The organism is Pseudemcibacter sp. (genome assembly GCF_965661635.1).
GTDB lineage: Bacteria > Pseudomonadota > Alphaproteobacteria > Sphingomonadales > Emcibacteraceae > Pseudemcibacter.
The window spans coordinates 17,130-43,064 of sequence record NZ_CBFIEP010000005.1 but is presented as its reverse complement, the minus strand read 5'-3'; the positions used below and the strand labels follow the sequence as shown (position 1 = coordinate 43,064).

Here is a 25,935-nt window from a genome sequence, read left to right as displayed (position 1 = left end):
ATGATCGGCTATACGATGGTCGGCGTCAAAGACATTGGGAAGTCTGCCGCATTTTATGACAAAGTTCTGGGCACTATGGGTGCCACAAGAAAGATGGAATATGAAAAATTCATCCTTTGGAATGATGCGGCTGATCACCCTTCTTTTTCTATATGTATTCCTTATGACGGAAATGAAGCAACCGTAGGCAATGGTTCTATGATTGCCTTTCCTGTGAACACTCAAGAAATGGTTCATAAAGTTTACGAATGCGCAATAAAAAATGGTGCCACTTCTGAAGGTGAGCCAGGAATGCGAGACGGTGGATATTATATCGGTTATTTTCGTGACCTTGACGGCAATAAATTAGCAGCTTACCATTACCCCCATGATGACCACCTATAAGGTCAGTTAAATCATAATAGAATTAATAAAGGGAGGTAGCAAATGATCGGTTATACAATGGTCGGTACCCACGACTTAAAAGCAGCGGGTAATTTCTATGATAAAGTTTTAGGCGTATTAGGTGCAAAACGCAGCTTAGAGGGTGATACATTCATCGTTTGGAGCGTTACACCCGATCAACCATAATTCTCCGTCTGCCTTCCCTTTAATGGGCAGGAATCGAGTGCTGGTAATGGAGTTATGACATCTTTTAACGCCATGTCACCAGAACAGGTCGATGAATTTTATCAAGCCGCCATTGATAATGGCGCCACTTGCGAAGGAAATCCAGGCGAAAGAACACCGGGCTTTTATATCGGCTATCTTCGTGATCCAGATGGCAATAAGTTTGCTGCTTTTAATTATACTGGTGATTTGGGCGGATAAATTACTCAATACCACCTAAAAAACTAATAAGGTTTTCACCAAGTTCATCACAGATATAACCGCCTTCTTGTACCATGAGGATAGGGGTGTTAGTACGTTCTGCGATCATTTTGGCCATAAGGTTATAGCCGTTTGTGGTAATGGAAAGCCCGGCGAAAGGATCGCCTTCAAAGGCGTCTAGGCCTAGTGCAATAACCAACATGTCGGCGTCAAAATCATCAATTTCGTCAAGGGCATGTGTTAGTTTTTCCATAAATGGGTCATCACCAGAGCCACGGGGAAGGGGGTAATTAATATTATATCCTTGGCCGGTTCCTTCGCCATATTCATTTTCATAACCCCAGAAAAACGGATAAAAGCGTGATGTATCCGCATGAATAGAAATTGTGAGCACATCGCGTAGATCATAAAAAATTGATTGGGTACCGTTGCCGTGATGAAGATCGACATCAAGAATAGCGATTTTCGGATATTTTTTTAAAAGGTTCTGGGTCGCAATTGCCGTGTTATTAAGGTAACAAAACCCGCCCGCCGTATCCGCTGTTGCATGATGACCTGGTGGACGACATAACGCATAAGCATGACGTTCACCAGATAAAATCATTTCGCTTGCATGAATGGCCGACCATGCGGCCCAAAGCGAACTTTCCCATGTATCAGGCGTAATGGGTGCTGATGTATCAGTCGTATGAAACCCCGCTTGGGCAACAACTGATTTTGGATATCCGTTTGACCTATCTAAGGGATGTATATTTGGCATAATTTCCTTGGCAGCACCGGGAATTCGTGCCCATCTTTCATAAGCATTTTCAAGAAAAGTCAAATAACGGTCCGTATGGATAGAGGCAATATGATCAAGCCCATAATCAAGGGGGCTTTCAACAGAATGCCCGGCTTTTTTAAGAGCGTCCATCAAATAAGAAACACGTTCCGGTTTTTCCGGTGTGGGCGTTATCACCCCATTTACCAGAAAGTTTTTAGGAGCATGTTTTAATTGTTCGTCGGCAAAGACACATTTCATATTATAATTCCTTAGAATAGAGGCGAAGGCAGTCATCTAATATCGATAGAATATCGTCAATTTGAGTATCGTTTATAATCATAGGTGGGCACACAAGGAAATGATCACCCTTAATACCCATACGAGTGCGGCGCGAATAAATAATAAGCTCTTTATCATATGCCATATTGACGAATTTGATATGGGCATTGATATCAGAGGGGAGCGGTTCCATGGTTTCACGGTTTGAGACAAATTCAAATGCGGTCAGAAGCCCTTTGCCGCGCACATCACCGATAAAGTCATACTTTTCTTTTAATGTGTTAAGTCCTGTAATTAGACGCGCGCCCATTTCGGAAGTATTAGCCATAAGATTATTTTGGTAAATTTCATTAATCACGGCAAGACCGGCAGCGCAGGCTATTGGATTTCCTGCATAAGTATATCCATGTTGAAAACCGCCACTATTTAAAACGGTGTCAACGATTTCTTGTTTTGCCGTCATAGCACCTAAGGGGACATAGCCTGCACCGAAGCCTTTTGCGGTTGCGATAATATCGGGATTAATGTCCCAATGTTCACAGGCAAGGAATTTACCAGTGCGTCCCACGCCCGTCATAACCTCATCATAAATCAGGAAAATACTAAACTCGTCACATATTTCACGTATGCGGGAATAATAGATATCTGGCGCGACGAGAGCCCCCGTTGAGGCGCCACCAATGGGTTCCATGATAAAGGCGAGGATGTTTTCTGGGCCTTCTTCGATAATTTTTTCTTTTAACATTTCCGCATATTTAAGGCCACGTTCTTCTATGGTGAGGTTGTCGCGATCCAAATAACAGGTCGGTGCGGCAATATGGGGCATATCCATGGTCATTGCATCAAAAGGATCATTTAATGGTGCGTATGATGTTAAGGCAAGAGCCCCAAATGTTGCCCCGTGATAAGAAGGAGAACGTGATATGACCTTTGATTTCTTTAATTCACCTTTGGCAAATGCATGTTGTCGCACTAACTTGATTGCACTTTCAACGGCTTCTGAACCGCCGGAAACGAAAAAGACCTTTTCATGGCCATCTGGGCTCAGTTCAGCGACACGCGCGGCAAGTTTTTCTGCGGGTTCATTTTCAAAATGAAGGCGATAACCAAATGTTGATTTATCCATTTGGGTTTTCATGGCATTAAGTACGTTTTTATTACTATGGCCGATGTTCGAAACCATCGCACCGCTTGATCCATCTATATATCGCTTGCCCGATTGATCCCACATATAAATACCTTCTGCACGATCGAGCAGCGGTTTTCGGTCACGGGTTTGGTAAAAAAGATGCGATTTCATTTTCTTTCCAATTGGTTGACTAATTTATATCTCAATTGCATTATGATTTAATCATTAAGAAAAGAAATAAAAAAATGGCCACTAAGAAAAATATTATCATCACATGTGCGGTGACAGGATCTATTTATACGCCGACCATGAGCGAACATTTGCCCGTAACAGGGCCAGAGATCGCCGATGCAGCAATTGGTGCAGCAGAGGCGGGGGCATCAATCATTCATTTACATGCGCGTGATCCTGAAACCGGAAAACCAAGTGCGGATATAGATGATTTTATGGGATTTATTCCACAAATTCATCAAGCTACAGATGCGGTTCTTAATATTTCAACGGGTGGAAGTTCATTAATGACGCTTGATCAGCGCTTAGCGCCTGCGCGTCATATCAGGCCGGAAATGTGTTCACTTAACATGGGATCGATGAATTTTGGCATTTTCACCTTAAAGAAACGGTTTTCTGAGTGGAAACACGATTGGGAACCGGCACTTTTGGATGCGACTAAAAAAACCACATTTCAAAACACCTATGAAGATATTGAAAATATCCTTAGCGATCTTGGGAATGATAAAGGCGCAAAATTTGAATTCGAATGTTACGACATGGGTCATATCGAAACGCTTGCTTTTTATTTCAAAGAAGGAATGGTCAAAGGCCCGCTTTATGTTCAATTTGTGCTCGGGGTAATGGGTGGCATTGGCGCAACACCAGAAAACCTTATGGCGATGAAGGCGGCAGCTGATCGATTGTTGGGTCCTGAAAATTATCAATTTTCTGTTCTTGCTGCGGGATTACAGCAAATTCCGCTTGCGACAATGGCCGTAATCCTTGGCGGGAATGTGCGCGTTGGGTTAGAAGATAGTTTAATTATGCCTGATAAGCAATTGGCTAAAAATAATGCCGAACAAGTCCGTAAGATTAGAGCAATTATTGAAGAGCTTGGATATCTAGTCGCTAAACCAGATGAGGCCAGAGAAAGATTAAAATTAAAAGGGAGGGACAAGATCAATGCCACAAAATAATTTAATTGAAACAGGTCGCCATGAAGTAAGCGGCGACATGTGTGATCAGATGGGGCATTTAACAACCCGCGTATATACCGCTCTTTTTGACGAGGCCAGTTATGAACTCGTTAAAGCATGTGGATATAAAATTGATGATGAACAAGGTTTTGTTGATCTGGAACTTAATATGAAATTTATCGTCGAAATTAGAGAAGGCGGTAAGTTTTATATCAAAAGCGGTATTGTAAATCTTGGAAATTCTTCTTTTACAGCAATGCATTACATGTTTAATGCGGATGATGATAGTTTAATATCTACATGCGAAGAAAAAGCGGTAATTTTTGATCTTAAAAAACGAAAATCAAAACCAATGACCGAAGAGTTTAAAGAGTTAGCCTCTGGATTTTTAGTTGATTAAAAGAAGAAATTATTTTTATCTTCTTTCCACATTTTATAATCAGCAACGATACCGTTATCATTAAATTCCGGCGAACATAATTGCATCATCAGAGGCATCAGATCTTCTGGGGTGTCCAACTTACTGGCATCTTCGCCCGGTGCCGCTTTAGCACGCATGGCAGTTCTAATCGGCCCGGGATTTAGGATATTGACCCGTAAGTTTGATCGTTCGATTTCTTGCGCGTAGGTCTTTACCAAACATTCAAGTGCTGCTTTGCTTGTGGCGTATCCACCCCAAAAATGACGTGGGTTTCGCGCAACATTTGATGAACCCATAAAAACGGCACGTCCATGATCAGCGGCGCGAAGTAATGGGTCAAGCGAACGGATTAATCGGTAATTCGCCGTCACATTGACATTCATAAGTTTATCAAATGTTTTTGGTTTAAGATGGCTGACTGGTGTAATGTCAGCCAGAAACCCAGCGTTGGCGATTAAAATATCAAGTTTGCCATATTTTTCCATTATGACACCGCCTAGACGATCTAGAGCATCAAAATCGGTAATATCAAGTGGTACCAATGTCGCTGCGTTACCTGATACCGCTTTAATTTCATCATCAAGTGCTTCAAGTGCGCCTATGGTTCTTGCAACCGCGATGATATGCGCGCCTTCTTTTGCGAGCGCTAATGCTGTGGCTTTTCCGATGCCGCGCGATGCGCCAGTTACAACGGCGACTTTTCCTTCTAAAATCATGCTCTGCTGTCCGTTAGTAATGAAAATTGCTTATCATCATCAGATGCGTTGTTATCGGTTAAGGGGGTCGGGTATTCGCCGCTAAAACATGCATCGCAATATTGCGGACAAGCTTTATCACGCCCTTTTTCACCAACCGCGCGATATAGGCCATCAATGGAAATGAACTTAAGGCTATCAGCGCCAATATGGGTCGCCATTTCATCAATAGTCATATTGGAAGCGAGAAGCTTATCTTTATCGGGTGTATCAACGCCATAATAACAAGGATCAGTTGTTGGTGGGCTTGCGATATACATATGCACTTCTTTAGCACCCGCTTGACGCACCATATCAACGATTTTAACGGATGTAGTACCGCGAACGATGCTGTCATCCACAAGCACGACGATCTTACCATCAAGTTCACCGCGGTTTGCGTTATGTTTTAATTTTACACCTAAATGGCGAATGGTATCGGAAGGTTCAATAAATGTGCGTCCAACATAATGATTACGTATAATACCTAGCTCAAAAGGGATACCTGCCTCTTGCGCATATCCAATTGCAGCTGGCACGCCACTATCAGGAACAGGAACAACGAGATCCGCGTTAAGCTTACATTCTTTTGCCAGTTCACGGCCGATGTTTTTACGCACCTTATAGACGCTTGTACCGCCCGTTAGGCTATCGGGGCGTGAGAAATAAACATGTTCAAAAATACAAGGACGGGCGCTTTGCTCAGGGAAGGGCTTAACGCTGTTTAATCCTTTTTTCGTAATGGTTACAACTTCACCGGGTTCAACATCACGGACATATTCTGCGCCGATAATATCAAGTGCGCAGGTTTCAGACGCGAATATATAACTTTCATCATTTAAAAGCCCCAAGACAAGCGGGCGTACTCCAAGTGGATCACGGGCACCGATTAAGCAATCTTCACTTAAAGCGACAAAAGCGAAGGCACCTTCAATTCTACGCATTGCGTCAATAAATTTATCTTGAAGGTTGAGATACGTGCTCGTGGCAATAAGATGAATAACAACTTCTGAATCCGATGTTGATTGGAAAATTGCGCCCTTATCAACGAGCTGTCTGCGTAATGTAAGAGCATTTGTCAAATTTCCGTTATGTGCAACGGCAAATCCACCACTAGCGAGATCAGCAAATAATGGCTGTACATTTCGAAGACCTGCGCCCCCAGATGTCGAATATCTAACATGGCCAATGGCGCTATTTCCCGGCAATGATTCGATTACGGGTTGGGTGTTAAAGTTATCCGCCACATGCCCCAATGATTTATAAGAAAAAAACTGTCCTTTATCGAAACTTACAATTCCGGCTGCTTCTTGTCCGCGGTGCTGCAATGAATGAAGGCCAAGCACAGAGTGGGTCGACGCTTCAGGAGTATTAAAAACACCAAAAACACCACATTCGTCATGGAATTTATCATCATCAAATGGATTCGTGGTTAAAGGAGAGGGCGTAGAATTCGAGGAGTTTATATGATCCGTCATTAATCCAACTCATTAAGGGTAAACATGCCTTCTATATATTGGTATTTTCCCCTTTTGTGAACCTTTTTTTACGTATTTGAACTTTCTTTAATCAATTTATCAAGTTCATCTCGATTTTCTTCTTCATATCCAGTTTCATCATCTGGAAAAGAAGGCAGTTGATCTTTAAAAAAATCAAGCATTGGACCATCAAAGTGACCTTCTTCAAATAATTCTTCATCTTTATAAGGATTCATTGAATTAAGCATACTAGCACCATATTCAACAAGCGGGCGCGATTTCGCTTCCATAAACATATCAGGATATTCATTAGCTGAAAAAAATGGAGTGGTTAATAAGTATGCAAAACTGATGACAAGCATACCTCTAATAATACCGAATAGAACACCTAACCCTCGATCTAGTGCACCAATATGGCTTTCTTTTATTGTTCGGCCAATCATACCAGCAATAAATTTCAAGACAATTAAGCTTATTATACCTAAAGCCGCATATGTAATTACGCTTGCCATAAAGTCAGGTTGCACAAATTCAACAATATAAGGATATACATAAGGATGACCTTGTAAGGTTATAAAGAGGGCAGCCACCCATGCTACTAAACTTAAGGCTTCAGTTGTAAAGCCACGTGTTATTGCAATAAGCACCGAAGCACCGATAATTAATAAAACTATTATATCTACAGCGTTAATGGTTCTATCCTTTTTACTAATCACCCAAATTTGGTGCAATTATATCCACAAGTTTGATCAATTGGTCAAGTTCTGCCGTTTTAATTTTTTTATTTTTAAACTTCATTTTTGACGGAATAAAGGCCTGTGTGAAGCCGAGTTTTTCTGATTCTTTTAATCTTGCCTCTGCCTGGCCGACGGGTCTTATTTCACCGGAAAGGGCGATTTCACCGAAAATAACCGTTTCTTCTGCAATGGCGTCGCCCGATAATGATGAAATAAGCGCGGCAGCCACGGCCAGATCAGCGGCAGGTTCAGAAATTTTTAATCCACCTGCTACATTTAAATATATATCAAATGCGCCAAGTCCAAGACCACACCGTGCATCAAGAACGGCAATGATCATCGCGAGACGAGAACTATCCCAGCCAACAACAGCGCGTCTTGGTGTGGCAAGTGAGCTTTGCGCGACAAGGGCTTGAACCTCAACAAGCATAGGGCGTGACCCTTCCATTCCGGCAAAAACAGCAGAGCCAACAACACCTTCATCACGATCACCAAGGAAAAGGGCTGATGGGTTTAAAACTTCGGAAAGGCCGAGTTCACCCATTTCAAAGACGCCAATTTCATCGGTGCCGCCAAAACGGTTTTTCACCGCTCTAAGGATACGGAATTGATGTCCGCGGTCACCCTCGAAATAAAGTACTGTATCAACCATATGTTCCAAAACGCGGGGCCCTGCGATTTGCCCGTCTTTAGTGACATGCCCCACAAGAAGCACGCAAACATTACGTTTTTTTGCAAAACGGATCAGTTCCTGTGCGGAGGTTCGTACTTGCGAGACCGTACCGGGGGAAGATTCGATTGTATCCGCATACATTGTTTGAATACTATCTATAACAACCACATTGGGGCAGTCACCCTTGGAAAGGGTCGCGAGAATATCACGTAAATTTGTTTCAGAGCCAAGTGAGACATCACTATCCGCAAGACCGAGCCTTTTAGCGCGCATACGGACTTGCGCTACCGATTCCTCGCCTGAGATATAAACGGTTTTAATTTTGTTATCCGCGAGCTTGCTCATGGCTTGAAGCAGTATGGTTGATTTACCAATGCCGGGGTCACCCCCGATTAAAATAGCGGAACCAGGAACAAGGCCACCACCGGTAACGCGATCAAATTCACTAATGCTTGACTTCATACGTGGCAAATCTTCGTCTTCGCCTTTTAAGGCGCTGAGTTCAATTAGATTGCCTTTGGCGTTTGCCGTTTTTCCGAGTCCTGTTGGTGAATTTTCTGAAGCCTCTTCGGTTAAGCTGTTCCATTCCCCGCATCCTTCACATTGGCCCATCCATTTAGAATAAGTTGAACCGCAAGAATTGCAGACATATATGCGTTTTGCTTTCGCCATTAAGTGAATTACCCTTTAAGGATTTCCATCTTGATAGGGCCTTCGGCCTTACCATTGATAAATTGATCAATATATTCGCTACCGCTTTGATCGATTTTATCTTTCGGTCCTGTCCAAATCATATTGCCATGATAAATCATGGAAACATTATCAGCGATTTTACGGACGCTCGACATATCATGGGTAATGGTAAGGGCTGTTGCGCCAACATCTTTTACACATTCCACAATCAATTCATTGATAACATCAGACATAATCGGATCAAGTCCCGTTGTCGGTTCATCAAAAAAGATAATTTCCGGATTTGCAGCAATCGCACGAGCGAGGCCAACGCGTTTTTGCATTCCTCCTGATAATTCAGCAGGGCTCAATTTTGCAACATCGGGGCTAAGGCCCACACGGCGTAATTTTTCAATTGCAATTTCTTTGGCTTCATCGCGTGAATGTAAACGTTGTGCTAATAAACCGAATGCAACATTTTCCCAGACGGGAAGGCTATCAAATAGGGCAGCCCCCTGAAAAAGCATACCAAATTTATTTAACACTCTTTTACGATCATCCGCAGCAATGCCGACCATTTCTTGTCCGTCGATTTTAATGCTGCCACTGTTAGGAGTAAGAAGACCTAAAATGCATTTTAAAGTCACAGATTTACCAGAACCGGATCCTCCGATGATCACCATGCTTTCGCCTGGCATTACATCAAGATTAACATCGTCCAATACAATTTTTTCACCGAAACGTTTATGGAGGCCATTAAGGCTGATTTTTAGAACCTGATTATTCATGATGAAAAGAACATCTCCGTCACGATATAATTGGATAACAAGATCATAATACAAGCAGACACAACGGCATTAGTGGTTGAAATACCCACGCCTTGAGCGCCGCCGCGCGTATTAAATCCGTGATAACAGCCCATTAATGAAATGAAAAATCCAAAAACCGCGGCTTTGGTCATACTGGCCATCACGTCTATTGCTTCAAGGAAATCAACGGTTGATTTAATGTAATTACCGCTATTGAACCCGAGCTTTGCTGTTGCCAATAAATAACCACCAAGCACACCAATGGTATCCGCCACAAGCACGAGCATAAACGGCATCATAATAACGGTCGCGAGTATTCTTGGTGCTATAAGATATTTAAAGGGATCGGTGGATAACGTGGTTAAGGCATCAATTTGTTCCGTGACACGCATTGTTCCAAGTTCGGCTGCCATTGATGCGCTGACGCGTCCCGCAACAATAAGTCCACACAACGTTGGACCAAGTTCCCGAACAATTCCAATTACAACGATAGTGGGTAGGGTGCTTTCCGCATTAAAACGGGCACTTCCTTCATAAATATTAACGGCTAAAGCCGCCCCAGTGAAGAGGGTGGTCAAGCCCACAACCGGCAAAGAATAATAACCAATGTTCATCATTTGGCGGAAAAGTTCACGTGGATAAAAGGGCGGTAAGAAGATATTTTTGACCGCATTAACGGCAAAAAGGCCTATTCGACCTGCTGCTCTTAAAAATGATATGACGACCCGTCCGATGACGGCTAAGAAAGTCATTAAGTTTATGCCCTTAAATTATATATTTTATTATAGCGACGACCAATACCCGTCATTAATTCATAATGCCCTAGAGTAGAGTTTTCAGCAACCATTTCAAGTGTTATATTCGATCCGAGTATTTCCACAAAGTTGTTTACGGTCACTTTGTCAAATTTCGCGTCAGTGATATCAATTGCAATCATATCCATTGACGTTTTTCCAACAACTTTTGCAATGTGCCCATCGATATAAACGAATGAATTTCTGTCGCTAGTTTTTAAGGTGCCATCGGCATAACCAACATTTAATATGGCAATACGTGATTTTTCAGGTGCGGTCCAAAGAGAATTATAACCAACCGACATGCCGACCTCGAGTTCACGAATTTGTAGAATTTTGGCCTTTATTTCAAAAGCTTGCGTAATGCCGACAGGTCTTTTCGGAAGACCCGGGTTGCCGCCATATAGCATAATACCCGGTCTTAATAGATCGAAATGATAGTCTTCACCAAGATAAATACCTGCGGAATTACAAAGGCTCGCTTTTGCATTTGGCAATTGATATCGAACACGCATAAATTGATCAAGTTGAATTTCATTACTGGGATGATTTGGAATTTCTGACTGAATAAAATGACTTAATACCAAATCAATATTTAAATTGTGTTTTGAATTAAAGAATTCTTCCGTTTGTTTATCAGAAAACCCCAATCGATTGATGCCGGTGTCAAAATGAATGCCGCAAGGTTGATTTTTATTATTCCACAATTGTATCTGATTTGGATCGTTTAAAATTGGCGTAATATTCTGCTTGAGGTAAATATCAACATGATCTTCAAAAAGGCCATTAAAAACATAAATTTTTGCACCTTTTAGAATTGATCGTAACTTTACGGCTTCAACCAAGTTTGCTACAAAAAAAGTATTACATTCTGTATGATGAAAAAGTGCAGGTGCAATTTTTTCCATTCCAAGGCCATAAGCATCAGCCTTTACGACGGCGGCACAAGCCGCATTTGATTGCGCGTTTAAAGTATTATAATTATCAATTATCGTTTCAAGATCGACGTGCAGTTGCGCCGATGCATCGTTAAGCACGTCTGCCACGGTCATTACTCAAATTTTTCCGGTAGATAGTCGTCTGTTAAAGGTAAATCGCTGAATTTAGTGATTTCGGCTTCGAATTTAAGCTCAATAATGCCTGTCGGACCGTGACGCTGTTTACCGATTATGAATTCCGCTCTTCCGAATAATTTTTCACCTTCTTCAAGCCAAATCATATGCTCAGGCGTTCCTGGATCAGGTTGTTGCTGATTATGATAATATTCCGCACGATAAACAAAGGTCACCATATCGGCGTCTTGCTCAATCGTTCCTGATTCACGAAGATCAGAAAGAAGAGGGCGCTTATTGTCACGGCTTTCAATCGCACGACTTAATTGTGATAGTGCAACGACAGGAATTTTTAATTCTTTTGCGAGCCCCTTAAGCCCGCGTGTGATTTCGGAAACTTCTTGTACGCGGTTTTCTGAACCGCCTTTACCTGATCCCCTTAATAATTGTAGATAATCAACGATCACGAGCCCCAACCCATGTTGGCGTTGAAGGCGGCGCGCGCGGGTGCGAAGCGCACCAATTGTTAATCCTGGTGTATCATCAATGAAAAGAGGCAAACCTTCGAGTTCAACGGCAACACGAGATAGGCGATTAAATTCTTCCTGTTCCAGTTTCCCTTGACGCATATCCTGCGATGAAAGTTGTGCTTGTTCAGCAAGAATACGGCTTGCGAGCTGATCTGCTGACATCTCCAATGAGAAGAAACCGACGACGGCGCCTTTATTTTCTTCTTCAGATAAGCCTAAATCTTTATCATGCTTATAAGCTTTGGCTGCATTAAAAGCCATATTGGTCGCCAAGGCTGTCTTACCCATTGCCGGACGTCCAGCGATAATTAGAAGGTCAGATTTATGTAAGCCACCAATTTTGCGGTCAACACTATTAAATCCGGTCGTGATCCCAGCGAGTTCACCTTTACGGCGAAGCGCATTACCGATCACATTAACGGCGGTGATTGCGGAAGTTTTAAAATCTTTAAACCCACCATCAGTAGTACCACTCTCGGCCATACTGTATAATTTTTTTTCGGCTTCTTCGATTTGCTCTTTTGATGTTTCTTCCACATCAAATTCGTAAGCCTTATTAACAATATCAGTACCAAGATCAATCAAATGACGGCGCATGGCGAGATCATAAATCAATAATCCATAATCAACCGCATTAATAATCGTGATCGCAGAAGCCGCGAGTTTTGATAAATAAATGCCACCACCGACATCTTCTAAAAGTTTTTCTTTTTGAAAGAATGGTTTTAAGGTGACGGGCGTTACCAATTGCCCTTTTTCAATCATGGTTTGGCAGGCGGCATATATTTTATTATGGGCCGCATTGGCAAAATGATCAGGAAGTAGAAAATCCTGAACTTTTTCAAGTACTTCATTGTTCACAAGAATAGCACCCAGAAGCGCTTGTTCCGCTTCAAGGTTATAGGGGATTTCCTTATAGGAAATATCCTCTTCCCGTTCTATGTCTGGCTGATCATTATCTTGAATGACCGGCATTTCTGAAATGTCTGACATTTTTAGTAGCGCTCTGTTTTGTGATTACAGGAATTATATTCCATTAATTTAAAAATGTATATCTCGAATTTTTAAAATATATTTTTAAACGAAATTATATAATTAACAAAAAAGGCGAGCAGTGAGCTCGCCTTTTTCAAATTTTTTCTAAGAGAAAAAAATTAACCTTTTTCTTCTTCCTCTTCTTCATCAGCAGGAGTTTCCTCTTCAGCAGGTGCCGCTTCTTCAGCAACTTCCTCTTCTGCCTCATCATCAGATGAAACAGCAGCTTCAGCGTCTTCTTCTTTTTCGAAGTAATCTTCTACTTCAAATTCTTCTTCTTCCTCTTTCGCATCAACGTCACCGCCGATTGCTTGAATTTCTGCTTCAGCAGCAGAACGAGCAACGTTAACAATAACAGTAACGTCGACTTCAGCGTGAAGACGAACAGCAATGTCGTTAAGGCCGAGAACTTTAATTGCACGATCAAGGATAACTTGGTTTTTAGAAACTTTGTAGCCTGCTTCTTCAAGAGCAACAGCAATATCACGTGCTGTTACAGAACCGAAAAGCTGTCCACTTTCACCAGCTTGGCGAATAAGAATAACAGATACATCGACCATTTTTGCTGCCACTGCTTCTGCTTCTACTTTTGCTTTAAGGTTATCGGCTTCGATTTCTTTACGTTGTGCTTCAAAAACGGCCATATTTGCTTTTGTTGCACGAAGAGCTTTCTTCTGTGGAAGAAGAAAGTTACGGGCAAAACCGTTTTTAACAGATACTACGTCACCGATTTGCCCAAGCTTTGCTAAGCGTTCAAGTAGGATAATGTCCATTGTCAGTCTCCTATGGGTTTACGTATGAAATCAGCGCAAGGTTACGTGCACGTTTGATAGCTTTTGCGAGTTCACGTTGCTTCTTGGCTGATACGGCTGTGATGCGGCTTGGTACAATTTTACCACGTTCTGAAACATAACGTGAAAGTGTACGTACATCTTTATAATCGATTACTTGAGCATGATCACCGGAAAACGGGCATGTTTTACGACGGCGGAAAAATGGACGGCGTGCGCCGCCACTTTGTGGACGATCTGCGCTCATTATTCTGCTCCCTCTTTTTTCTCTTCACGTGGACGGCGATCTTCGCGCGGTGCGCGGTTATCGCGATCTTTTGAACGAAGTACGACACTGTCGCCTTCTTCAAATTCATCAACACGGATAGTCATATAACGAATTACGTCTTCATGTAGACGTGCATTACGCTCAAGCTCAGCAATAGCGGCATGAGGGGCGTCAAGGTTCAAATGAACATAGTGACCTTTTTTGTATTTTTTAATTCTGTAAGCAAGAGTACGAAGACCCCAAGACTCAGTCTTGGCAACTTTACCACCATTATCAGTAATGATTTTGGCGAATTCCGTTGTTATCGCATCAACCTGTTGAGGTTGGATATCCTGCCTAGCGATATATGTATATTCATATAAAGACATTTAGCAATTTCCTTAATTAGGCTTTAAGTCGGGGTGATAGCGAATATCAAAAAACCACATTACAATATTAACCGACATTCCCGTGACTCGTCACAGGAAGGGCGCAATATACATGAAAGCTTAGGGAAGGCAAGGGGTTTATAGCGCTAAATAGATCTTTTTTAATAAATATCCACTTTAGTTTCTTGACAGTTAAGCCCCATTTGATAAGAGTTGGTTTATATATAAAAATTCTAAGGGATAATAATCATATGACAAGAGCATTTGTATTCCCAGGCCAAGGTAGTCAAGCCGTTGGTATGGGAAAGGATTTAAGTGATAACTCAAGTGTAGCAAAAGATGTATTTGATGAAGTAAATGAAGCGCTTAACCAAAACTTGTCCGGATTAATGTTCGATGGCCCAATAGAAGAATTAACATTAACGTTTAATGCACAACCCGCACTTATGGCAGCAAGTATCGCTGTGGTTCGTGTTCTTGAAAATGAATTTGATGTTAAGTTGTCTGAACATAGTTCTTATGTTGCCGGTCATTCTTTAGGTGAATATTCTGCGCTTGCGGCAGCAGGGACCTTAAGTCTTTCCGATACGGCAAAATTATTAAAATTGCGCGGTGAAGCCATGCAGCGCGCTGTTCCGGTTGGTGTTGGCGCTATGGCCGCGATTATGGGTGCGGAATTTAGCACCATTGAAGAAATCGCCAAAGAGGCAGAACAGGGCGAGATATGTACGGCGGCAAATGATAATGCGGATGGTCAAGTGGTGATCAGTGGACATAAAGGTGCCGTCGAGCGTGCCATGGAAATTGCCAAAGAACGTGGTATTAAACGAGCGATCCCGTTGCCCGTTAGCGCACCGTTCCATTGCCCACTTATGCAACCGGCTGCCGATGAAATGGCCGTTGCGCTAGCAGAAACGACATTTAACGCACCTTGTGTGCCAGTTATTACCAATGTAAGTGCAGATGCCGTTAGTGACCCTGATCAATTAAGAACGCAACTTGTTGAGCAAATTACGGGGCGTGTTCGCTGGCGCGAATCTGTTTTAAAAATGGGTGACCTTGGTGTGACGCATTTAACGGAACTTGGAACAGGCAAAGTTTTAGGCGGTCTTGTGCGCCGCATCAATAAAGAAATAGCAGGAAACTCAATTCAGACAATGGCTGATATTGAAGCTTTCGCAGAAGAATTAAAATCATAATCGGAGAAAATCATTAATGTTTGATTTAACAGGTAAGTGTGCATTGGTAACTGGTGCTTCAGGTGGATTAGGGAGCGCGATTGCAAGAGCCCTTCATGGTGCGGGCGCAAAAGTTGCACTTTCCGGAACGCGTGAAGAACCGCTTAAAAAACTAGCGGATGAGTTAGGAGAAGGGGCATTTTTTGTTCCTGCGAACCTTGGCGATCCTGATAGTGTTGCTGCACTTCCAAAAGCTGCCACAGAAGCCATGGGCACAGTTGATATTCTCGTTAACAATGCTGGAATTACGCGTGATAATATTTCTATGCGATTAAAAGATGCAGATTGGGATGACGTGATGCAAGTTAATTTAAAGGCGGCATTTAAGTTAACACAAGGCGTAATGCGCGGCATGATGAAAAACCGTGGCGGCCGCATTATTAACATCACTTCTATTGTTGGGGTTACGGGAAATCCAGGACAAGTCAACTATGCCGCATCGAAAGCAGGCATGATTGGTATGTCAAAAAGTTTTGCTCATGAACTTGCTTCAAGAAATATTACCGTGAATTGTATAGCGCCAGGATTTATTGAAAGCCCGATGACAGACGAGCTTACAGATGACCAGAAATCATCACTTTTAGTCAATGTTCCTGCGGGGCGTCTTGGTAAAGGTGATGAAATTGCCGCTGGTGTTTTATACCTCGCAAGTGAAGAAGCAGAGTATATTACAGGACAGACTTTACACATAAATGGTGGTATGGCGATGATTTAGGGCTTTGCATTTCCTAATTAATTGTGTTAGGAAGCCCCAAACTCTCGTTTAAGAGTTATAAGAATGTTTAACATAGGCTTTGATGAAAGCCCTTTATTTAAGGAATATGAAATGAGCAATGTAGCTAAACGCGTTAAAAATATCGTTGTAGAACACCTTGGTGTTGAAGAAGATAAAGTAAGTGACACTGCAAGCTTTATCGACGATCTTGGCGCTGATAGCCTTGATACAGTTGAGCTAGTGATGGCTTTTGAAGAAGAATTTGGTTGTGAAATTCCAGATGACGCTGCAGAAAAAATTCTTACTGTTAAAGACGCTATCGAATTCATCGAAGCAAATGGCTAATTTCAGAGCTTTACTCTGAAGAATACATAGACCGCGAATCATATTATCTAAAATTTAGATAAAAATGATGTTCGCGGTCTTGTTATATCTACTAAATTTAGGTAGCATCAAAATCCATAAATCAATAATTAAAAGGTTTAACGAATGAGACGAGTTGTTATTACCGGGCTAGGGCTGGTTACGCCATTGGCTTCGGGGGTTGAGGAAACATGGAAAAGACTTATTGCCGGTGAAAGTGGCGCAGGTCCGATTACACGTTTCGACGCATCAGGACTTTCTGCACAAGTTGCCTGTGAAGTACCACTTGGCGACGGTAGCGATGGCACATTTAATCCAGATGATTGGATGGAAGCTAAAAACCGCAAACGCGTTGATGACTTCATTCTATATGGTATGGCCGCAGTTGATATGGCTATGGCTGACAGTGGTTATAAAGCGGACACAATGGAACAAAAATGGCGTTCCGGTGCATTAATAGGTGCTGGTATTGGTGGCCTTCCTGCGATTAGCGATGAAGCCGTAAACCTTCATGAACGTGGCCCGCGCCGTGTTAGTCCCCATTTTATTCCACGTTGTTTGATCAATTTAGTCTCAGGTAATGCCTCAATTCGTCATGGCCTAATGGGGCCAAACCATTCAGTAGTTACGGCGTGTGCATCCGGTACCCACGCGATTGGCGATGCGGCGCGTTTGATTGCGCTTGATGATGCCGATGTAATGGTCGCTGGCGGCGCAGAAGCAACTATTTGCCGTCTTGGTGTCGCTGGGTTTAATCAGGCACGTGCTTTAAGTACACACTTTAATGACACACCGGAAAAAGCATCAAGACCATATGATAAGGACCGTGATGGATTTGTTATGGGTGAAGGCGCTGGCATGATGATCTTAGAAGAATATGAACATGCCAAAGCGCGCGGTGCAAAAATTTACGGTGAAGTAGTTGGTTATGGCCTTAGTGGTGATGCCCACCACGTAACAGCGCCGTCTCCTGATGGAAGCGGTGGATACCGTGCTATGCAGGGAGCATTAAAGCGTTCTGGCCTTACACCTGATGATATTGGGTATGTCAATGCGCACGGAACATCAACGCCTCTTGGTGATGAAATTGAATTTAATGCCGTGAAACGTATGTTTGGTGATGCTGCAAGCACAATGGCTATGTCATCCACTAAATCTGCAATTGGTCACTTGCTTGGTGCTGCAGGCGCGGTTGAGGCGGTCTTTAGTACGCTTGCGATGGTAAAAGGTGAATTGCCACCAACGCTTAACCTTGATAACCCTTCCGATGGAATTGAAGGTATTAACCTTGTTGCACATGAAGCACAGCAAAAATCTGAAATTAAAGCGGTTCTTTCAAACAGTTTTGGTTTTGGTGGGACAAACGCTTCGGTTATAATCAGTCGGGTGTAATGCAAGGCATAAAAAAATATATCATTTTATTATTTGCGGGCAGCGTTCTTTTTTGGGCGCTGTTTGCATATATGGGGTATCACGTTTTTCATTTAGAAGGTGATAAGAATAACGACAGCGTTTTTCTAGTGCCTTCTGGTCAAGGGCTAATCAGAACAGCGAGATTGCTTGAAGAAGAAGGACTGATTAGTAATCAAGACCTTTTTAAAGTTGGTGTAATGCTATTTGGAGAAGAAAGAAACCTTAAGGCGGGTGAATTTTCCATTCCTGCGAATAGCTCTATGCAAAATATTATGGATATATTGGTTAAAGGCGAGGTCATTCAACATAGTCTTACAATTGTTGAAGGATGGACCAGTTATCAAATCGCTGAATATTTAAATGAACTTTATACATTATCGGATCCCATAGAAATGCTTCCCGCAGAAGGAAGCATTTTACCAGAAACATATAATTATACCTATGGAACAAGCCGTCGTGATTTACTATCACGGATGCAAGAGAGCCAAACAAAATTAATTGATGAACTATGGAATGACCGTAATCCTGATTTGCCATTTGATACTATTGAAGAAGCCATAATTCTTGCCTCGATTGTTGAGCGGGAAACTGGACTACCGGAAGAACGGGCCCATGTGGCGGGTGTTTTTGTTAATAGAATGAAACGCGGTATTCGTATTCAATCGGATCCGACAATTATTTATGGCATTAGTCCGAAAGGGTTTCTTGATCGTGGCATCAGACGAAGCGAACTTAATGACAAAGAAAATCCTTATAATACCTATCAAATTGACGGTTTACCACCGACACCTATAGCTCATCCGGGACGAGCTTCTATAGAAGCTGTCCTAAATCCAATGCAAACGGATGATATTTATTTTGTAGCGGATGGAACGGGTGGTCATGCCTTCGCTGCGACACTCGCAGAACATCAAAGAAACGTCGCAAATTGGCGTAAAATTGAGCGAAAAAGACAGTAACTATTGTGCCATAATTTCAATTTACACATGTAGTTATCATTACATGATTAAAAATAATAATTATTCGCAGGCGGTAATCTGATGCTTACAACGCTCTGATTTTAAAATTTTAATTACAAATAGACATCTGGTGTTAACTAATTTGAAGCATTCCAGAAGATTCTAATTTTGACATGGGAACGGCACACTCCATAACAATTTTTGCAGAAATAGAAGGATCTATTACATCCTTACCGTCAGAAATTAATTGCTGAATTGTCAGACCCAATAAAATAGGGAATTCTACAGGATTTTGTGTATGTTGTGTTATTATATTAATTAGGACTGGATGATATTCTTGAATGAGTTTTATGGGATGTTTTCTTAATTTATGCTTTTCATCAATTCTAGGTTCGCCAAAATTTGAATTTCCAATTGTTTTTGCTGTATATTCAACAATTTCTTTAATGTCCGGCAATTGTTTTGCACCAAGTTGTTGAGCAATCCCTCCTACGAGTCCCCAAACGGATAATTGATCCGTTAAAAGTGGTCTGTTTATTAATTCACCAACGTAGTAAGTTTTGCCATCTTTAGCGCCAATTCTTTGAATGTTGCCAGCTTTCTCGCACTAGCTTCTTGAATTGCAACTCCACTAATCAAACAATAATTTCCTGCTAGAGCACCCAGCACTCCAAGTGCAGTTTCAATATGAACACCTTTTTCATCTTTTGATAATTCAAGAAACTTTGTTTTTAAATCTGAGGCACCAATTTTTAGAGTTATTATAGGATCATCATCTTTTTTAGCATCAATTGCATTTTGTAAAACTTCGCCTGGCTCTCTAGCAGATAAATTTGGTTCTTTACGTTCTATTATTTTCTTTTTCTTTTTAAAAATATTGAACATTCTCTCCCCCTAATGTTTAACTAATGGTATGATCCTCTATTTCTTTAAGATTAAGCATAAGTGCAATAAGATCAATAAAAATTATTTATTCGGTAATCTTCTCAAAATTCTCTCCAAAATAAACTCAGGCAAAATTCTAACGACACCCCCGAGTGCCAATCTTATTTGCCATGGGAAGGCGATTAAGCCTTTATTTTTTTCTAACCCATTACGAATGATTTTAGCGGCTTTTGGACCTTCCATAAAAAAAGGCATGGGGAATTTGTTTTTATCGGTGATACGGCTTCTGACGAAACCGGGGCAAATAACATTAATTTCAATGCCGTGATTATAATAAAAACCGCGTAATGCTTCACCATATGCTTTCACGGTCACTTTTGATGTAGAATAAATGGGGGCGGAAGGCATGCCGCGATATCCTGCCATTGAAGATATTAACGCGATTTGACCTTTGTTTCGTTCTTTCATTTTTTCAATGGCGGGATGGACCGTGTTAAAAACACCACCTACATTAACATCAAATATTTCTTTAGTATGACGGCCAAGTTCATAGTGATATTTTAATGATTTACCCATTCCCGCATTCGCTATCACAAGATCCAGAGGCCCAAGGTTATCGATCCATTGATGCATTTCAGCTTCATCTGTTACATCAATAATTTTATCATATACCGTTGCCCCCTTAGCGGTACATAAGGATGAAACCTTTGATAATCGTTCTTTATTGCGTCCAGACAAGTGAAGAATTACATCAGTATCAGCATATTCAAGGGCAAGCGCTTCGCCGATACCGCTACTGGCACCTGTAATCAATATGGATTTAGGGTTTTTCAATTCACTTGTTCCTGCTATATCTTATTATTAATTGAAATAACAATACTGACTATTATGACATTATCAAGCATGACAGGATTTGGCCGCGCTGAAGGGCACTATAAGCACTACAGTTGGGTCTGGGAAATAAGAAGTGTTAATGGAAAAGGACTTGACGTGCGTATGCGCATTCCGCCCGGACTTGATGCTTTTGATCAATTTATCAAAACCACCATTAAAAAAGAAATTACCCGTGGCAGCATTAATGTTTTGCTTCAACTAAGTAAAGAAGAGACTGATACAGACGTAAAGGTCAACGAAGCGGCGCTTGATAAATTAATTGGTGTGGCAAAAAAAGCCTCTGTTGATCATGACCTTCCGATGCCGTCTTTGGATAGTTTATTGTCAATACGTGATGTGGTTGAAATCATACTAACAGAAGATAATGAAAATCAAATTAGCGAACGCAATGATATTCTAAAGAAAAGCTTTATTGAGGCACTTTCCGAACTTAAATCATCCCGGCAGGAAGAGGGACTCGCTACGCGAAAAATGTTAAGTGATGTCATTGATCAAGTTGAGGACCTTCTTAATCAAGCTGAAGAAATTGTAAATAATCAGCCAAGCTTGCTAAAAGAAAAATATGAAGAAAAAGTCAACGCCCTATTTGATAATAAACAAGGCATTGATAAAGACAGGTTGGCACAAGAAATCGTATTACTTGCAACCAAAGCGGATACGAAAGAAGAAACGGACCGCTTAAGGGCGCATATTGCTTCTGCGAGGACAATGCTAGATGCAAAGGGGACAATTGGCCGTAAAATGGACTTCCTTACGCAGGAATTTAATCGCGAAGCCAATACACTTTGTTCAAAATCATCCGATATTGCCTTAACCAATATTGGCCTATCTTTAAAAACGGCAATTGATCAAATTCGAGAACAGGTACAAAATGTCGAATGAGAAAATAAAAAGAAGAGGATTGCTCCTCGTGTTATCAAGTCCCTCAGGAGCAGGGAAGTCGACACTTTCAAGGTCGCTTCTTGAAAAGGATGACAATATCAGTATGTCCGTTTCCATGACGACACGGGAGCCACGTCCAGGCGAAGTCGATGGCGTTCATTATAATTTTACGTCACAAGATGAATTTGACGCGCTAGTTGCTGCTGATGGTTTTCTTGAATATGCGACCGTTTTTGAAAATTCATATGGCACACCTGCAGAACCTGTTGAGGCCGCATTACGTAATGGAAAAGACGTTCTTTTTGATATTGATTGGCAGGGAACGCAACAGTTAAACCAAAGGGTAGGGGCAGACTTAGTTCGGATTTTTATTTTGCCGCCTAGTAAAGAAGAACTGTTAAATCGTTTAAAGTCCAGGGCACAAGATAGTGATGAAGTCGTCGCTAAAAGAATGGCTAAAGCAAATTCGGAAATAAGTCATTGGGCGGAATATGATTATGTCATTATTAATGATGATTTAAAAGCGGCTGAAGCAGAGTTATTCACGATCCTTAATGCAGAGCGTATGAAACGCGCTAGACAATCAGGATTAAGTGATTTTGTGTCAGAGCTAATTAAAGATTAGAAAAATGTAGTCAGAATTCATTAATTCTATTGATATATTATTTGTATGCATCGTTTTTTTTGTAGGCGTAGCGAGCCCCGGACCAAGTAACCTTGCAATTATGGCAGTGGCTATGCAGCACGGGCGAGTTCAAGCATTGATTTTATCCTTAGGAATTGTATGCGGTTCCATGTTTTGGGGTATTTTAGCAGGCTTTGGTTTAGCGTCTATTTTAGCTACATATTCAAATTTATTGATAATTATGAAAATTACCGCCGGTCTTTATTTGTTATGGCTTGCTTTTAAATCGGCAAGATCAGCATTTTCAAAAAAACCAATTGTGATGCCTGCATTGACTTTAAAAAAAGAGAGCAATTTTAAACACTTTTTATCGGGCATATTGCTACATTTAACAAATCCAAAAGCAATTTTTGTGTGGCTCTCAATCGTATCTATCGCACTACCATCTGGATCTTCAATGACTAGTGCCTTTGTTGTGGTTTTTTGCTGCTCACTTGTATCGATATTTGTTTTTACAAGTTATGCACTTTTATTTTCTACAAAATCAGCAAGACAACTGTATCTAAATTTCCGCAGAGGGTTTGATGGTTTAATGACCGTTTGTTTTAGTTATGCTGGAATTCGTATGTTATTTGGTAAAATTTGATCCTAAAGCACTTAAATTCAGCTTCCCATTTTTTACAGGGGGGCACCAATAATAAGATCCTGTTATTGGGGTTGTGAATTTAAAAAGTGCATCGACAATGCCATCATCTTCGCCGACCATCCGTTCCATAATGGCTTCGAAAGCATCAAATGAATTTCCAAATGCTACAAACATTAGTCCTCCATCCATACCCATGGCCCATGGCAAAGAACGTCTTAACATAAAAGCTTCTGGATCAAAGTCTTCTTGCGCGGACCGTTTAACGTGCGCTGATGTTGGGGCATCATATTCTTCATTATCACTGATGTGGCGACCGATCGCATCATCTTTTTCCTCAACGCTCATCTCATCAAGAATTACAAAATCATGCACCCATTGCTGCACTGCGACAAAACTGCTGCCAATTATTCCATTATCGTCTTCTAGCAAGATTGCTGTATTTATTGCGTCTTCCCCATGTGGGTTTTTAGTTCCGTCCTCGTAACCACTTAAATCGCGGTTTTGATCATATTGGAAGCTATCAATCGCACTGGTGATTTCAAAAGCAGGAAGGCATATTTCTTCTATCTTTCGTGATTGATGAAATAATTTTCCGCGGTCATTTCCACGTAGCCATACCCAAAGGTCATCGGGTGTAGAGGGGATTTCTAAGTCGCCAACTGAATAAGTTGGCATAGTCCTTAATTCAGGAACATTACAATTGATTTTGTTTAAAATGTTTTTTCCCGATACCGATGACGCATGTCGATGTATCAATTATATCTGCTAAATTTTTCAAGGTTTGAATGATGTTTTCATTATTAGAAACTGCAAATGTTATATAACGCGCTAGTTGAGTTTCTTCTTCTAAAATACCAGATTGAACAATATCCATAATATTCCCTCGATTATTTTTGATATTCTAATGCCAGACGACAAAAGTCGTCAATTGAAAGTTCTTCTGCTCTGGCTGTTTCCTTTATTGAGGAGGCATTCAATTTAGGTAAGGGGTCAACGCCTAACCCTTTTAAGCTTGCGCGTAGCATTTTTCGGCGTTGATTAAAGGCGGCGGAAACAACACGTTCAATGGTTTTTTGTGCTGGTGCATTTTCGTCTTCATCGCGGGGCGTAATTTGAACGATACATGATGTTACCTTAGGCGGTGGAATAAATGCTTGTCTCGGAATATCAAATAAAATTTTACAATCGGCTCGATATTGACAAAGTACAGATAATCTTCCGTAAGCTTTGGTTTTGGGAATTGCAACAATACGTTCCCCAACTTCTTTTTGAAACATTAATGTTAATGATTTAAACCATGGCTTCCATTTTTCACAAGTCATCCATTTTACCAGAAGTGCTGTACCAACATTATAAGGAAGGTTTGCAACGATATGGATGTCTTTGCCGTTCGTTTCCCCAATGAGGCTTAGTTCATCAATTTTCATTGCATCGCCTTCATGAACTGTTAAAGCGCCATCATAAGCTTCAGAAACATTTGAAAGGGCAGTAATGCAGCGATGGTCCATCTCTACAGCAACAACTCGGCTGGCACCGTTCATAAGTAACCCTCTTGTCAATGCACCTGGGCCTGGGCCGACTTCATAAATGATTGAATTTTCTAGATCACCTGCGGATCTTGCAATTTTGCTGGTAAGATTTAGGTCAGTTAAAAAGTTTTGGCCTAATGATTTTTTTGCTTGTAATTCATATTCGTTAATTACATCGCGCAGAGGCGGCAAGCCGTCCTCATACATCGTGGATCATTTCGAATGGCGATATATTTTTTGACATGCGATCCGCAAGCTTTAATGAATTTATCATACTAGTTGGGTTTGCTGTTCCGCGTCCTGCAATATTAAGGGCAGTGCCATGATCTGGTGATGTTCTCACAATCGGCAATCCGAGTGTAACATTAACGCCAGCATCAAAATCTATCGTCTTGATAGGGATAAGCGCCTGATCGTGATACATGCAAAGCGCAACATCATATTGTGCTCTTGCCGCCTTATGAAACATGGTGTCCGCCGGGAGAGGGCCTTTAACATCAATGCCTTGTTTTTGGATGGCTTCGATGGCGGGTGCGATAATTTGACTGTCTTCTGTACCCATAGAATTATTTTCACCTGCATGAGGATTTAAACCACTCACAACTATTCTTGGGGATGCTAATCCAAAGTATTTTTTCATACTATCATGTATGGTTCTGATCGTTCTAGCCAGTAAAGCATGATTGATTAATTCAGGTACTTTATGAAGTGGCTCATGGATCGTAAGCGGCACTACACATAATTCCTCACTCGCGAGCATCATAACCGACTGGAATTCTTGTCCAATATGCTTTTGTACTTGTTCTGCGAGATATTCAGTATGTCCGGGACTGGTAAACCCTGCACTATATAAAGCCGCTTTATGTATAGGCGCGGTGGCCATAGCACGCGCTTGCCCTCTCATGATAAAATCCACGGCACAATCAATTGCTTTGATAACTATTTCAGCAGTATTTTGACCAGGAACGGCGAAATGAAAATCGCTATCAAGCCCCAAATCAACAATAGGGAGACATCGATTATATATTTCAATTGCTTCGCTTGGATGCTCAATAACTTCTAATGGAATTGGCAGTCTGATTTGTTGGGCATGCTTTTGAATGATATCGGGGCTTCCGATAACAAAAAATGGTGGGATAGAGTGTTCACGGCGTTTAAACCATGATTTAATTAAGACTTCAGGGCCAATTCCTGAAGGTTCACCGATCGTGACGGCAATAGGAAGTTTATTTTCTGTTCCCTCCATATTGTTA

32 protein-coding genes and 1 pseudogene are annotated in these 25,935 nt (G+C 41.4%); 13 read left to right on the top strand and 20 right to left on the bottom strand.

Annotated elements, in window-relative coordinates; all coding sequences use genetic code 11:
- The 3 genes and pseudogenes from ACTF6W_RS00485 to ACTF6W_RS00475 all read left to right on the top strand — a co-directional run.
- The coding region (locus ACTF6W_RS00485; RefSeq protein ID WP_438992574.1) for a VOC family protein at positions 1–384 on the top strand (384 nt) is incomplete at its 5' end.
- A 42-nt stretch (positions 385–426) separates the two neighbouring features.
- On the top strand, positions 427–570 hold the full coding sequence (locus ACTF6W_RS00480) for a hypothetical protein (protein WP_438992573.1): 144 nt from the start codon (positions 427–429) through the stop codon (positions 568–570).
- 18 nt (positions 571–588) lie between these two features.
- Positions 589–810 (top strand): annotated as a pseudogene (locus tag ACTF6W_RS00475) (VOC family protein); the annotation flags it as partial.
- A 1-nt stretch (position 811) separates the two neighbouring features.
- On the opposite strand, the gene ACTF6W_RS00470 reads toward ACTF6W_RS00475, so the two are convergent.
- Both ACTF6W_RS00470 and ACTF6W_RS00465 read right to left on the bottom strand, forming a co-directional pair.
- Positions 812–1,831, bottom strand: a complete 1,020-nt coding sequence (locus ACTF6W_RS00470) for a histone deacetylase family protein (protein WP_438992572.1) — start codon at positions 1,829–1,831, stop codon at positions 812–814.
- 1 nt (position 1,832) lies between these two features.
- Positions 1,833–3,152, bottom strand: a complete 1,320-nt coding sequence (locus ACTF6W_RS00465; protein WP_438992571.1) for an aminotransferase family protein — start codon at positions 3,150–3,152, stop codon at positions 1,833–1,835.
- Between the two features lie 74 nt (positions 3,153–3,226).
- On the opposite strand from ACTF6W_RS00465, the gene ACTF6W_RS00460 reads away from it, so the two are divergent.
- Entirely contained in the window at positions 3,227–4,171 is a 945-nt protein-coding gene (locus ACTF6W_RS00460; RefSeq protein WP_438992570.1) for a 3-keto-5-aminohexanoate cleavage protein, read from the top strand.
- Complete coding sequence (locus ACTF6W_RS00455) at positions 4,158–4,571, top strand: acyl-CoA thioesterase (RefSeq protein WP_438992569.1); 414 nt, start codon at positions 4,158–4,160, stop codon at positions 4,569–4,571. The genes ACTF6W_RS00460 and ACTF6W_RS00455 overlap by 14 nt, the downstream gene beginning before the upstream one ends.
- Here the strand turns inward: ACTF6W_RS00455 and ACTF6W_RS00450 are convergent.
- From ACTF6W_RS00450 to rpsF, 11 genes are all read right to left on the bottom strand, one after another.
- Positions 4,568–5,308: an SDR family NAD(P)-dependent oxidoreductase gene (locus ACTF6W_RS00450; RefSeq protein ID WP_438992568.1), complete on the bottom strand. Its 741-nt coding sequence runs from the start codon at positions 5,306–5,308 to the stop codon at positions 4,568–4,570. The two genes, ACTF6W_RS00455 and ACTF6W_RS00450, sit on opposite strands and share 4 nt — an antisense overlap.
- Positions 5,305–6,804 carry an amidophosphoribosyltransferase gene (purF, locus tag ACTF6W_RS00445; protein WP_438992567.1) on the bottom strand — a complete coding sequence of 500 codons (1,500 nt, stop codon included), beginning with the start codon at positions 6,802–6,804 and terminating at the stop codon, positions 5,305–5,307. Before purF ends, ACTF6W_RS00450 begins: the two co-directional genes overlap by 4 nt.
- Positions 6,805–6,872: 68 nt before the next feature.
- The gene (locus ACTF6W_RS00440; protein ID WP_438992566.1) at positions 6,873–7,535 is read right to left on the bottom strand and encodes a CvpA family protein; all 663 of its coding nucleotides are present in this window, start codon (positions 7,533–7,535) and stop codon (positions 6,873–6,875) included.
- Positions 7,513–8,886 (bottom strand): DNA repair protein RadA, encoded by a 1,374-nt coding sequence (radA, locus tag ACTF6W_RS00435; RefSeq protein ID WP_438992565.1) that lies wholly within the window; start codon positions 8,884–8,886, stop codon positions 7,513–7,515. Before radA ends, ACTF6W_RS00440 begins: the two co-directional genes overlap by 23 nt.
- Before the next feature lie 8 nt (positions 8,887–8,894).
- Entirely contained in the window at positions 8,895–9,674 is a 780-nt protein-coding gene (locus tag ACTF6W_RS00430; RefSeq protein ID WP_438992564.1) for an ABC transporter ATP-binding protein, read from the bottom strand.
- Positions 9,671–10,447: an MlaE family ABC transporter permease gene (locus ACTF6W_RS00425; protein ID WP_438992563.1), complete on the bottom strand. Its 777-nt coding sequence runs from the start codon at positions 10,445–10,447 to the stop codon at positions 9,671–9,673. The genes ACTF6W_RS00430 and ACTF6W_RS00425 overlap by 4 nt, the downstream gene beginning before the upstream one ends.
- Before the next feature lie 5 nt (positions 10,448–10,452).
- Positions 10,453–11,541: an alanine racemase gene (gene alr / locus ACTF6W_RS00420; RefSeq protein WP_438992562.1), complete on the bottom strand. Its 1,089-nt coding sequence runs from the start codon at positions 11,539–11,541 to the stop codon at positions 10,453–10,455.
- Entirely contained in the window at positions 11,541–13,064 is a 1,524-nt protein-coding gene (locus ACTF6W_RS00415; protein ID WP_438992561.1) for a replicative DNA helicase, read from the bottom strand. The genes alr and ACTF6W_RS00415 overlap by 1 nt, the downstream gene beginning before the upstream one ends.
- 161 nt (positions 13,065–13,225) lie before the next feature.
- Positions 13,226–13,879, bottom strand: coding sequence for a 50S ribosomal protein L9 (gene rplI, locus ACTF6W_RS00410; protein WP_438992560.1), 654 nt, complete (start codon positions 13,877–13,879; stop codon positions 13,226–13,228).
- A 10-nt stretch (positions 13,880–13,889) separates the two neighbouring features.
- Positions 13,890–14,144 (bottom strand): 30S ribosomal protein S18, encoded by a 255-nt coding sequence (rpsR, locus tag ACTF6W_RS00405; protein WP_438992559.1) that lies wholly within the window; start codon positions 14,142–14,144, stop codon positions 13,890–13,892.
- Positions 14,144–14,533 (bottom strand): 30S ribosomal protein S6, encoded by a 390-nt coding sequence (rpsF, locus tag ACTF6W_RS00400; RefSeq protein WP_438992558.1) that lies wholly within the window; start codon positions 14,531–14,533, stop codon positions 14,144–14,146. The genes rpsR and rpsF overlap by 1 nt, the downstream gene beginning before the upstream one ends.
- 251 nt (positions 14,534–14,784) lie before the next feature.
- Here rpsF and fabD point away from each other — a divergent pair, with 251 nt between their 5' ends.
- The 5 genes from fabD to mltG all read left to right on the top strand — a co-directional run bounded on the left by fabD (position 14,785) and on the right by mltG (position 19,221).
- Positions 14,785–15,732, top strand: coding sequence for an ACP S-malonyltransferase (gene fabD, locus ACTF6W_RS00395; RefSeq protein WP_438992557.1), 948 nt, complete (start codon positions 14,785–14,787; stop codon positions 15,730–15,732).
- A 16-nt stretch (positions 15,733–15,748) separates the two neighbouring features.
- On the top strand, positions 15,749–16,486 hold the full coding sequence (gene fabG, locus ACTF6W_RS00390) for a 3-oxoacyl-[acyl-carrier-protein] reductase (protein WP_438992556.1): 738 nt from the start codon (positions 15,749–15,751) through the stop codon (positions 16,484–16,486).
- Positions 16,487–16,597: 111 nt separating this feature from the next.
- Positions 16,598–16,831, top strand: coding sequence for an acyl carrier protein (locus ACTF6W_RS00385; RefSeq protein ID WP_438992555.1), 234 nt, complete (start codon positions 16,598–16,600; stop codon positions 16,829–16,831).
- A gap of 144 nt (positions 16,832–16,975) precedes the next feature.
- The gene (fabF, locus tag ACTF6W_RS00380; RefSeq protein WP_438992554.1) at positions 16,976–18,241 is read left to right on the top strand and encodes a beta-ketoacyl-ACP synthase II; all 1,266 of its coding nucleotides are present in this window, start codon (positions 16,976–16,978) and stop codon (positions 18,239–18,241) included.
- Entirely contained in the window at positions 18,241–19,221 is a 981-nt protein-coding gene (gene mltG / locus ACTF6W_RS00375; protein ID WP_438992553.1) for an endolytic transglycosylase MltG, read from the top strand. Before fabF ends, mltG begins: the two co-directional genes overlap by 1 nt.
- A 133-nt stretch (positions 19,222–19,354) precedes the next feature.
- Here the strand turns inward: mltG and ACTF6W_RS00370 are convergent, their stop codons facing one another.
- The 3 genes from ACTF6W_RS00370 to ACTF6W_RS00360 all read right to left on the bottom strand — a co-directional run bounded on the left by ACTF6W_RS00370 (position 19,355) and on the right by ACTF6W_RS00360 (position 20,940).
- Positions 19,355–19,678, bottom strand: coding sequence for a hypothetical protein (locus ACTF6W_RS00370; RefSeq protein ID WP_438992552.1), 324 nt, complete (start codon positions 19,676–19,678; stop codon positions 19,355–19,357).
- An 80-nt stretch (positions 19,679–19,758) separates the two neighbouring features.
- Complete coding sequence (locus ACTF6W_RS00365) at positions 19,759–20,106, bottom strand: hypothetical protein (RefSeq protein WP_438992551.1); 348 nt, start codon at positions 20,104–20,106, stop codon at positions 19,759–19,761.
- An 81-nt stretch (positions 20,107–20,187) separates the two neighbouring features.
- A complete protein-coding gene (locus tag ACTF6W_RS00360; RefSeq protein ID WP_438992550.1) occupies positions 20,188–20,940 on the bottom strand; it encodes an SDR family NAD(P)-dependent oxidoreductase in 753 nt (250 codons plus the stop codon).
- 54 nt (positions 20,941–20,994) lie between these two features.
- On the opposite strand from ACTF6W_RS00360, the gene ACTF6W_RS00355 reads away from it, so the two are divergent.
- Genes ACTF6W_RS00355 through ACTF6W_RS00345 form a run of 3 tightly spaced genes read left to right on the top strand, consistent with a single transcriptional unit; the run spans position 20,995 to position 23,153 of the window.
- Positions 20,995–21,882, top strand: coding sequence for a YicC/YloC family endoribonuclease (locus ACTF6W_RS00355; protein ID WP_438992549.1), 888 nt, complete (start codon positions 20,995–20,997; stop codon positions 21,880–21,882).
- Complete coding sequence (gene gmk / locus ACTF6W_RS00350; RefSeq protein ID WP_438992548.1) at positions 21,872–22,507, top strand: guanylate kinase; 636 nt, start codon at positions 21,872–21,874, stop codon at positions 22,505–22,507. The genes ACTF6W_RS00355 and gmk overlap by 11 nt, the downstream gene beginning before the upstream one ends.
- A 19-nt stretch (positions 22,508–22,526) precedes the next feature.
- The gene (locus ACTF6W_RS00345; protein WP_438992576.1) at positions 22,527–23,153 is read left to right on the top strand and encodes a LysE family translocator; all 627 of its coding nucleotides are present in this window, start codon (positions 22,527–22,529) and stop codon (positions 23,151–23,153) included.
- Here ACTF6W_RS00345 and ACTF6W_RS00340 read toward each other — a convergent pair.
- Genes ACTF6W_RS00340 through pdxA form a run of 4 tightly spaced genes read right to left on the bottom strand, consistent with a single transcriptional unit; the run spans position 23,136 to position 25,928 of the window.
- Positions 23,136–23,828, bottom strand: a complete 693-nt coding sequence (locus ACTF6W_RS00340; RefSeq protein ID WP_438992547.1) for a Dyp-type peroxidase — start codon at positions 23,826–23,828, stop codon at positions 23,136–23,138. The two genes, ACTF6W_RS00345 and ACTF6W_RS00340, sit on opposite strands and share 18 nt — an antisense overlap.
- 19 nt (positions 23,829–23,847) lie before the next feature.
- Complete coding sequence (locus ACTF6W_RS00335) at positions 23,848–24,027, bottom strand: hypothetical protein (RefSeq protein WP_438992546.1); 180 nt, start codon at positions 24,025–24,027, stop codon at positions 23,848–23,850.
- 13 nt (positions 24,028–24,040) lie between these two features.
- Positions 24,041–24,889 carry a 16S rRNA (adenine(1518)-N(6)/adenine(1519)-N(6))-dimethyltransferase RsmA gene (gene rsmA, locus ACTF6W_RS00330; protein ID WP_438992545.1) on the bottom strand — a complete coding sequence of 283 codons (849 nt, stop codon included), beginning with the start codon at positions 24,887–24,889 and terminating at the stop codon, positions 24,041–24,043.
- On the bottom strand, positions 24,882–25,928 hold the full coding sequence (gene pdxA / locus ACTF6W_RS00325) for a 4-hydroxythreonine-4-phosphate dehydrogenase PdxA (protein ID WP_438992544.1): 1,047 nt from the start codon (positions 25,926–25,928) through the stop codon (positions 24,882–24,884). Before pdxA ends, rsmA begins: the two co-directional genes overlap by 8 nt.
- Positions 25,929–25,935: the final 7 nt, after the last annotated feature.

Coding starts and splice junctions, on each gene's coding strand:
- ACTF6W_RS00480 (WP_438992573.1), top strand. CDS start 427: ATGATCGGTTATACAATGGTCGGTACCCACGACTTAAAAGCAGCGGGT.
- ACTF6W_RS00470 (WP_438992572.1), bottom strand. CDS start 1,831: ATGAAATGTGTCTTTGCCGACGAACAATTAAAACATGCTCCTAAAAAC.
- ACTF6W_RS00465 (WP_438992571.1), bottom strand. CDS start 3,152: ATGAAATCGCATCTTTTTTACCAAACCCGTGACCGAAAACCGCTGCTC.
- ACTF6W_RS00460 (WP_438992570.1), top strand. CDS start 3,227: ATGGCCACTAAGAAAAATATTATCATCACATGTGCGGTGACAGGATCT.
- ACTF6W_RS00455 (WP_438992569.1), top strand. CDS start 4,158: ATGCCACAAAATAATTTAATTGAAACAGGTCGCCATGAAGTAAGCGGC.
- ACTF6W_RS00450 (WP_438992568.1), bottom strand. CDS start 5,308: ATGATTTTAGAAGGAAAAGTCGCCGTTGTAACTGGCGCATCGCGCGGC.
- purF (WP_438992567.1), bottom strand. CDS start 6,804: ATGACGGATCATATAAACTCCTCGAATTCTACGCCCTCTCCTTTAACC.
- radA (WP_438992565.1), bottom strand. CDS start 8,886: ATGGCGAAAGCAAAACGCATATATGTCTGCAATTCTTGCGGTTCAACT.
- ACTF6W_RS00430 (WP_438992564.1), bottom strand. CDS start 9,674: ATGAATAATCAGGTTCTAAAAATCAGCCTTAATGGCCTCCATAAACGT.
- ACTF6W_RS00425 (WP_438992563.1), bottom strand. CDS start 10,447: ATGACTTTCTTAGCCGTCATCGGACGGGTCGTCATATCATTTTTAAGA.
- alr (WP_438992562.1), bottom strand. CDS start 11,541: ATGACCGTGGCAGACGTGCTTAACGATGCATCGGCGCAACTGCACGTC.
- ACTF6W_RS00415 (WP_438992561.1), bottom strand. CDS start 13,064: ATGTCAGACATTTCAGAAATGCCGGTCATTCAAGATAATGATCAGCCA.
- rplI (WP_438992560.1), bottom strand. CDS start 13,879: ATGGACATTATCCTACTTGAACGCTTAGCAAAGCTTGGGCAAATCGGT.
- rpsR (WP_438992559.1), bottom strand. CDS start 14,144: ATGAGCGCAGATCGTCCACAAAGTGGCGGCGCACGCCGTCCATTTTTC.
- rpsF (WP_438992558.1), bottom strand. CDS start 14,533: ATGTCTTTATATGAATATACATATATCGCTAGGCAGGATATCCAACCT.
- fabD (WP_438992557.1), top strand. CDS start 14,785: ATGACAAGAGCATTTGTATTCCCAGGCCAAGGTAGTCAAGCCGTTGGT.
- fabG (WP_438992556.1), top strand. CDS start 15,749: ATGTTTGATTTAACAGGTAAGTGTGCATTGGTAACTGGTGCTTCAGGT.
- ACTF6W_RS00385 (WP_438992555.1), top strand. CDS start 16,598: ATGAGCAATGTAGCTAAACGCGTTAAAAATATCGTTGTAGAACACCTT.
- fabF (WP_438992554.1), top strand. CDS start 16,976: ATGAGACGAGTTGTTATTACCGGGCTAGGGCTGGTTACGCCATTGGCT.
- mltG (WP_438992553.1), top strand. CDS start 18,241: ATGCAAGGCATAAAAAAATATATCATTTTATTATTTGCGGGCAGCGTT.
- ACTF6W_RS00365 (WP_438992551.1), bottom strand. CDS start 20,106: ATGTTCAATATTTTTAAAAAGAAAAAGAAAATAATAGAACGTAAAGAA.
- ACTF6W_RS00355 (WP_438992549.1), top strand. CDS start 20,995: ATGACATTATCAAGCATGACAGGATTTGGCCGCGCTGAAGGGCACTAT.
- gmk (WP_438992548.1), top strand. CDS start 21,872: ATGTCGAATGAGAAAATAAAAAGAAGAGGATTGCTCCTCGTGTTATCA.
- ACTF6W_RS00340 (WP_438992547.1), bottom strand. CDS start 23,828: ATGCCAACTTATTCAGTTGGCGACTTAGAAATCCCCTCTACACCCGAT.
- ACTF6W_RS00335 (WP_438992546.1), bottom strand. CDS start 24,027: ATGGATATTGTTCAATCTGGTATTTTAGAAGAAGAAACTCAACTAGCG.
- rsmA (WP_438992545.1), bottom strand. CDS start 24,889: ATGTATGAGGACGGCTTGCCGCCTCTGCGCGATGTAATTAACGAATAT.
- pdxA (WP_438992544.1), bottom strand. CDS start 25,928: ATGGAGGGAACAGAAAATAAACTTCCTATTGCCGTCACGATCGGTGAA.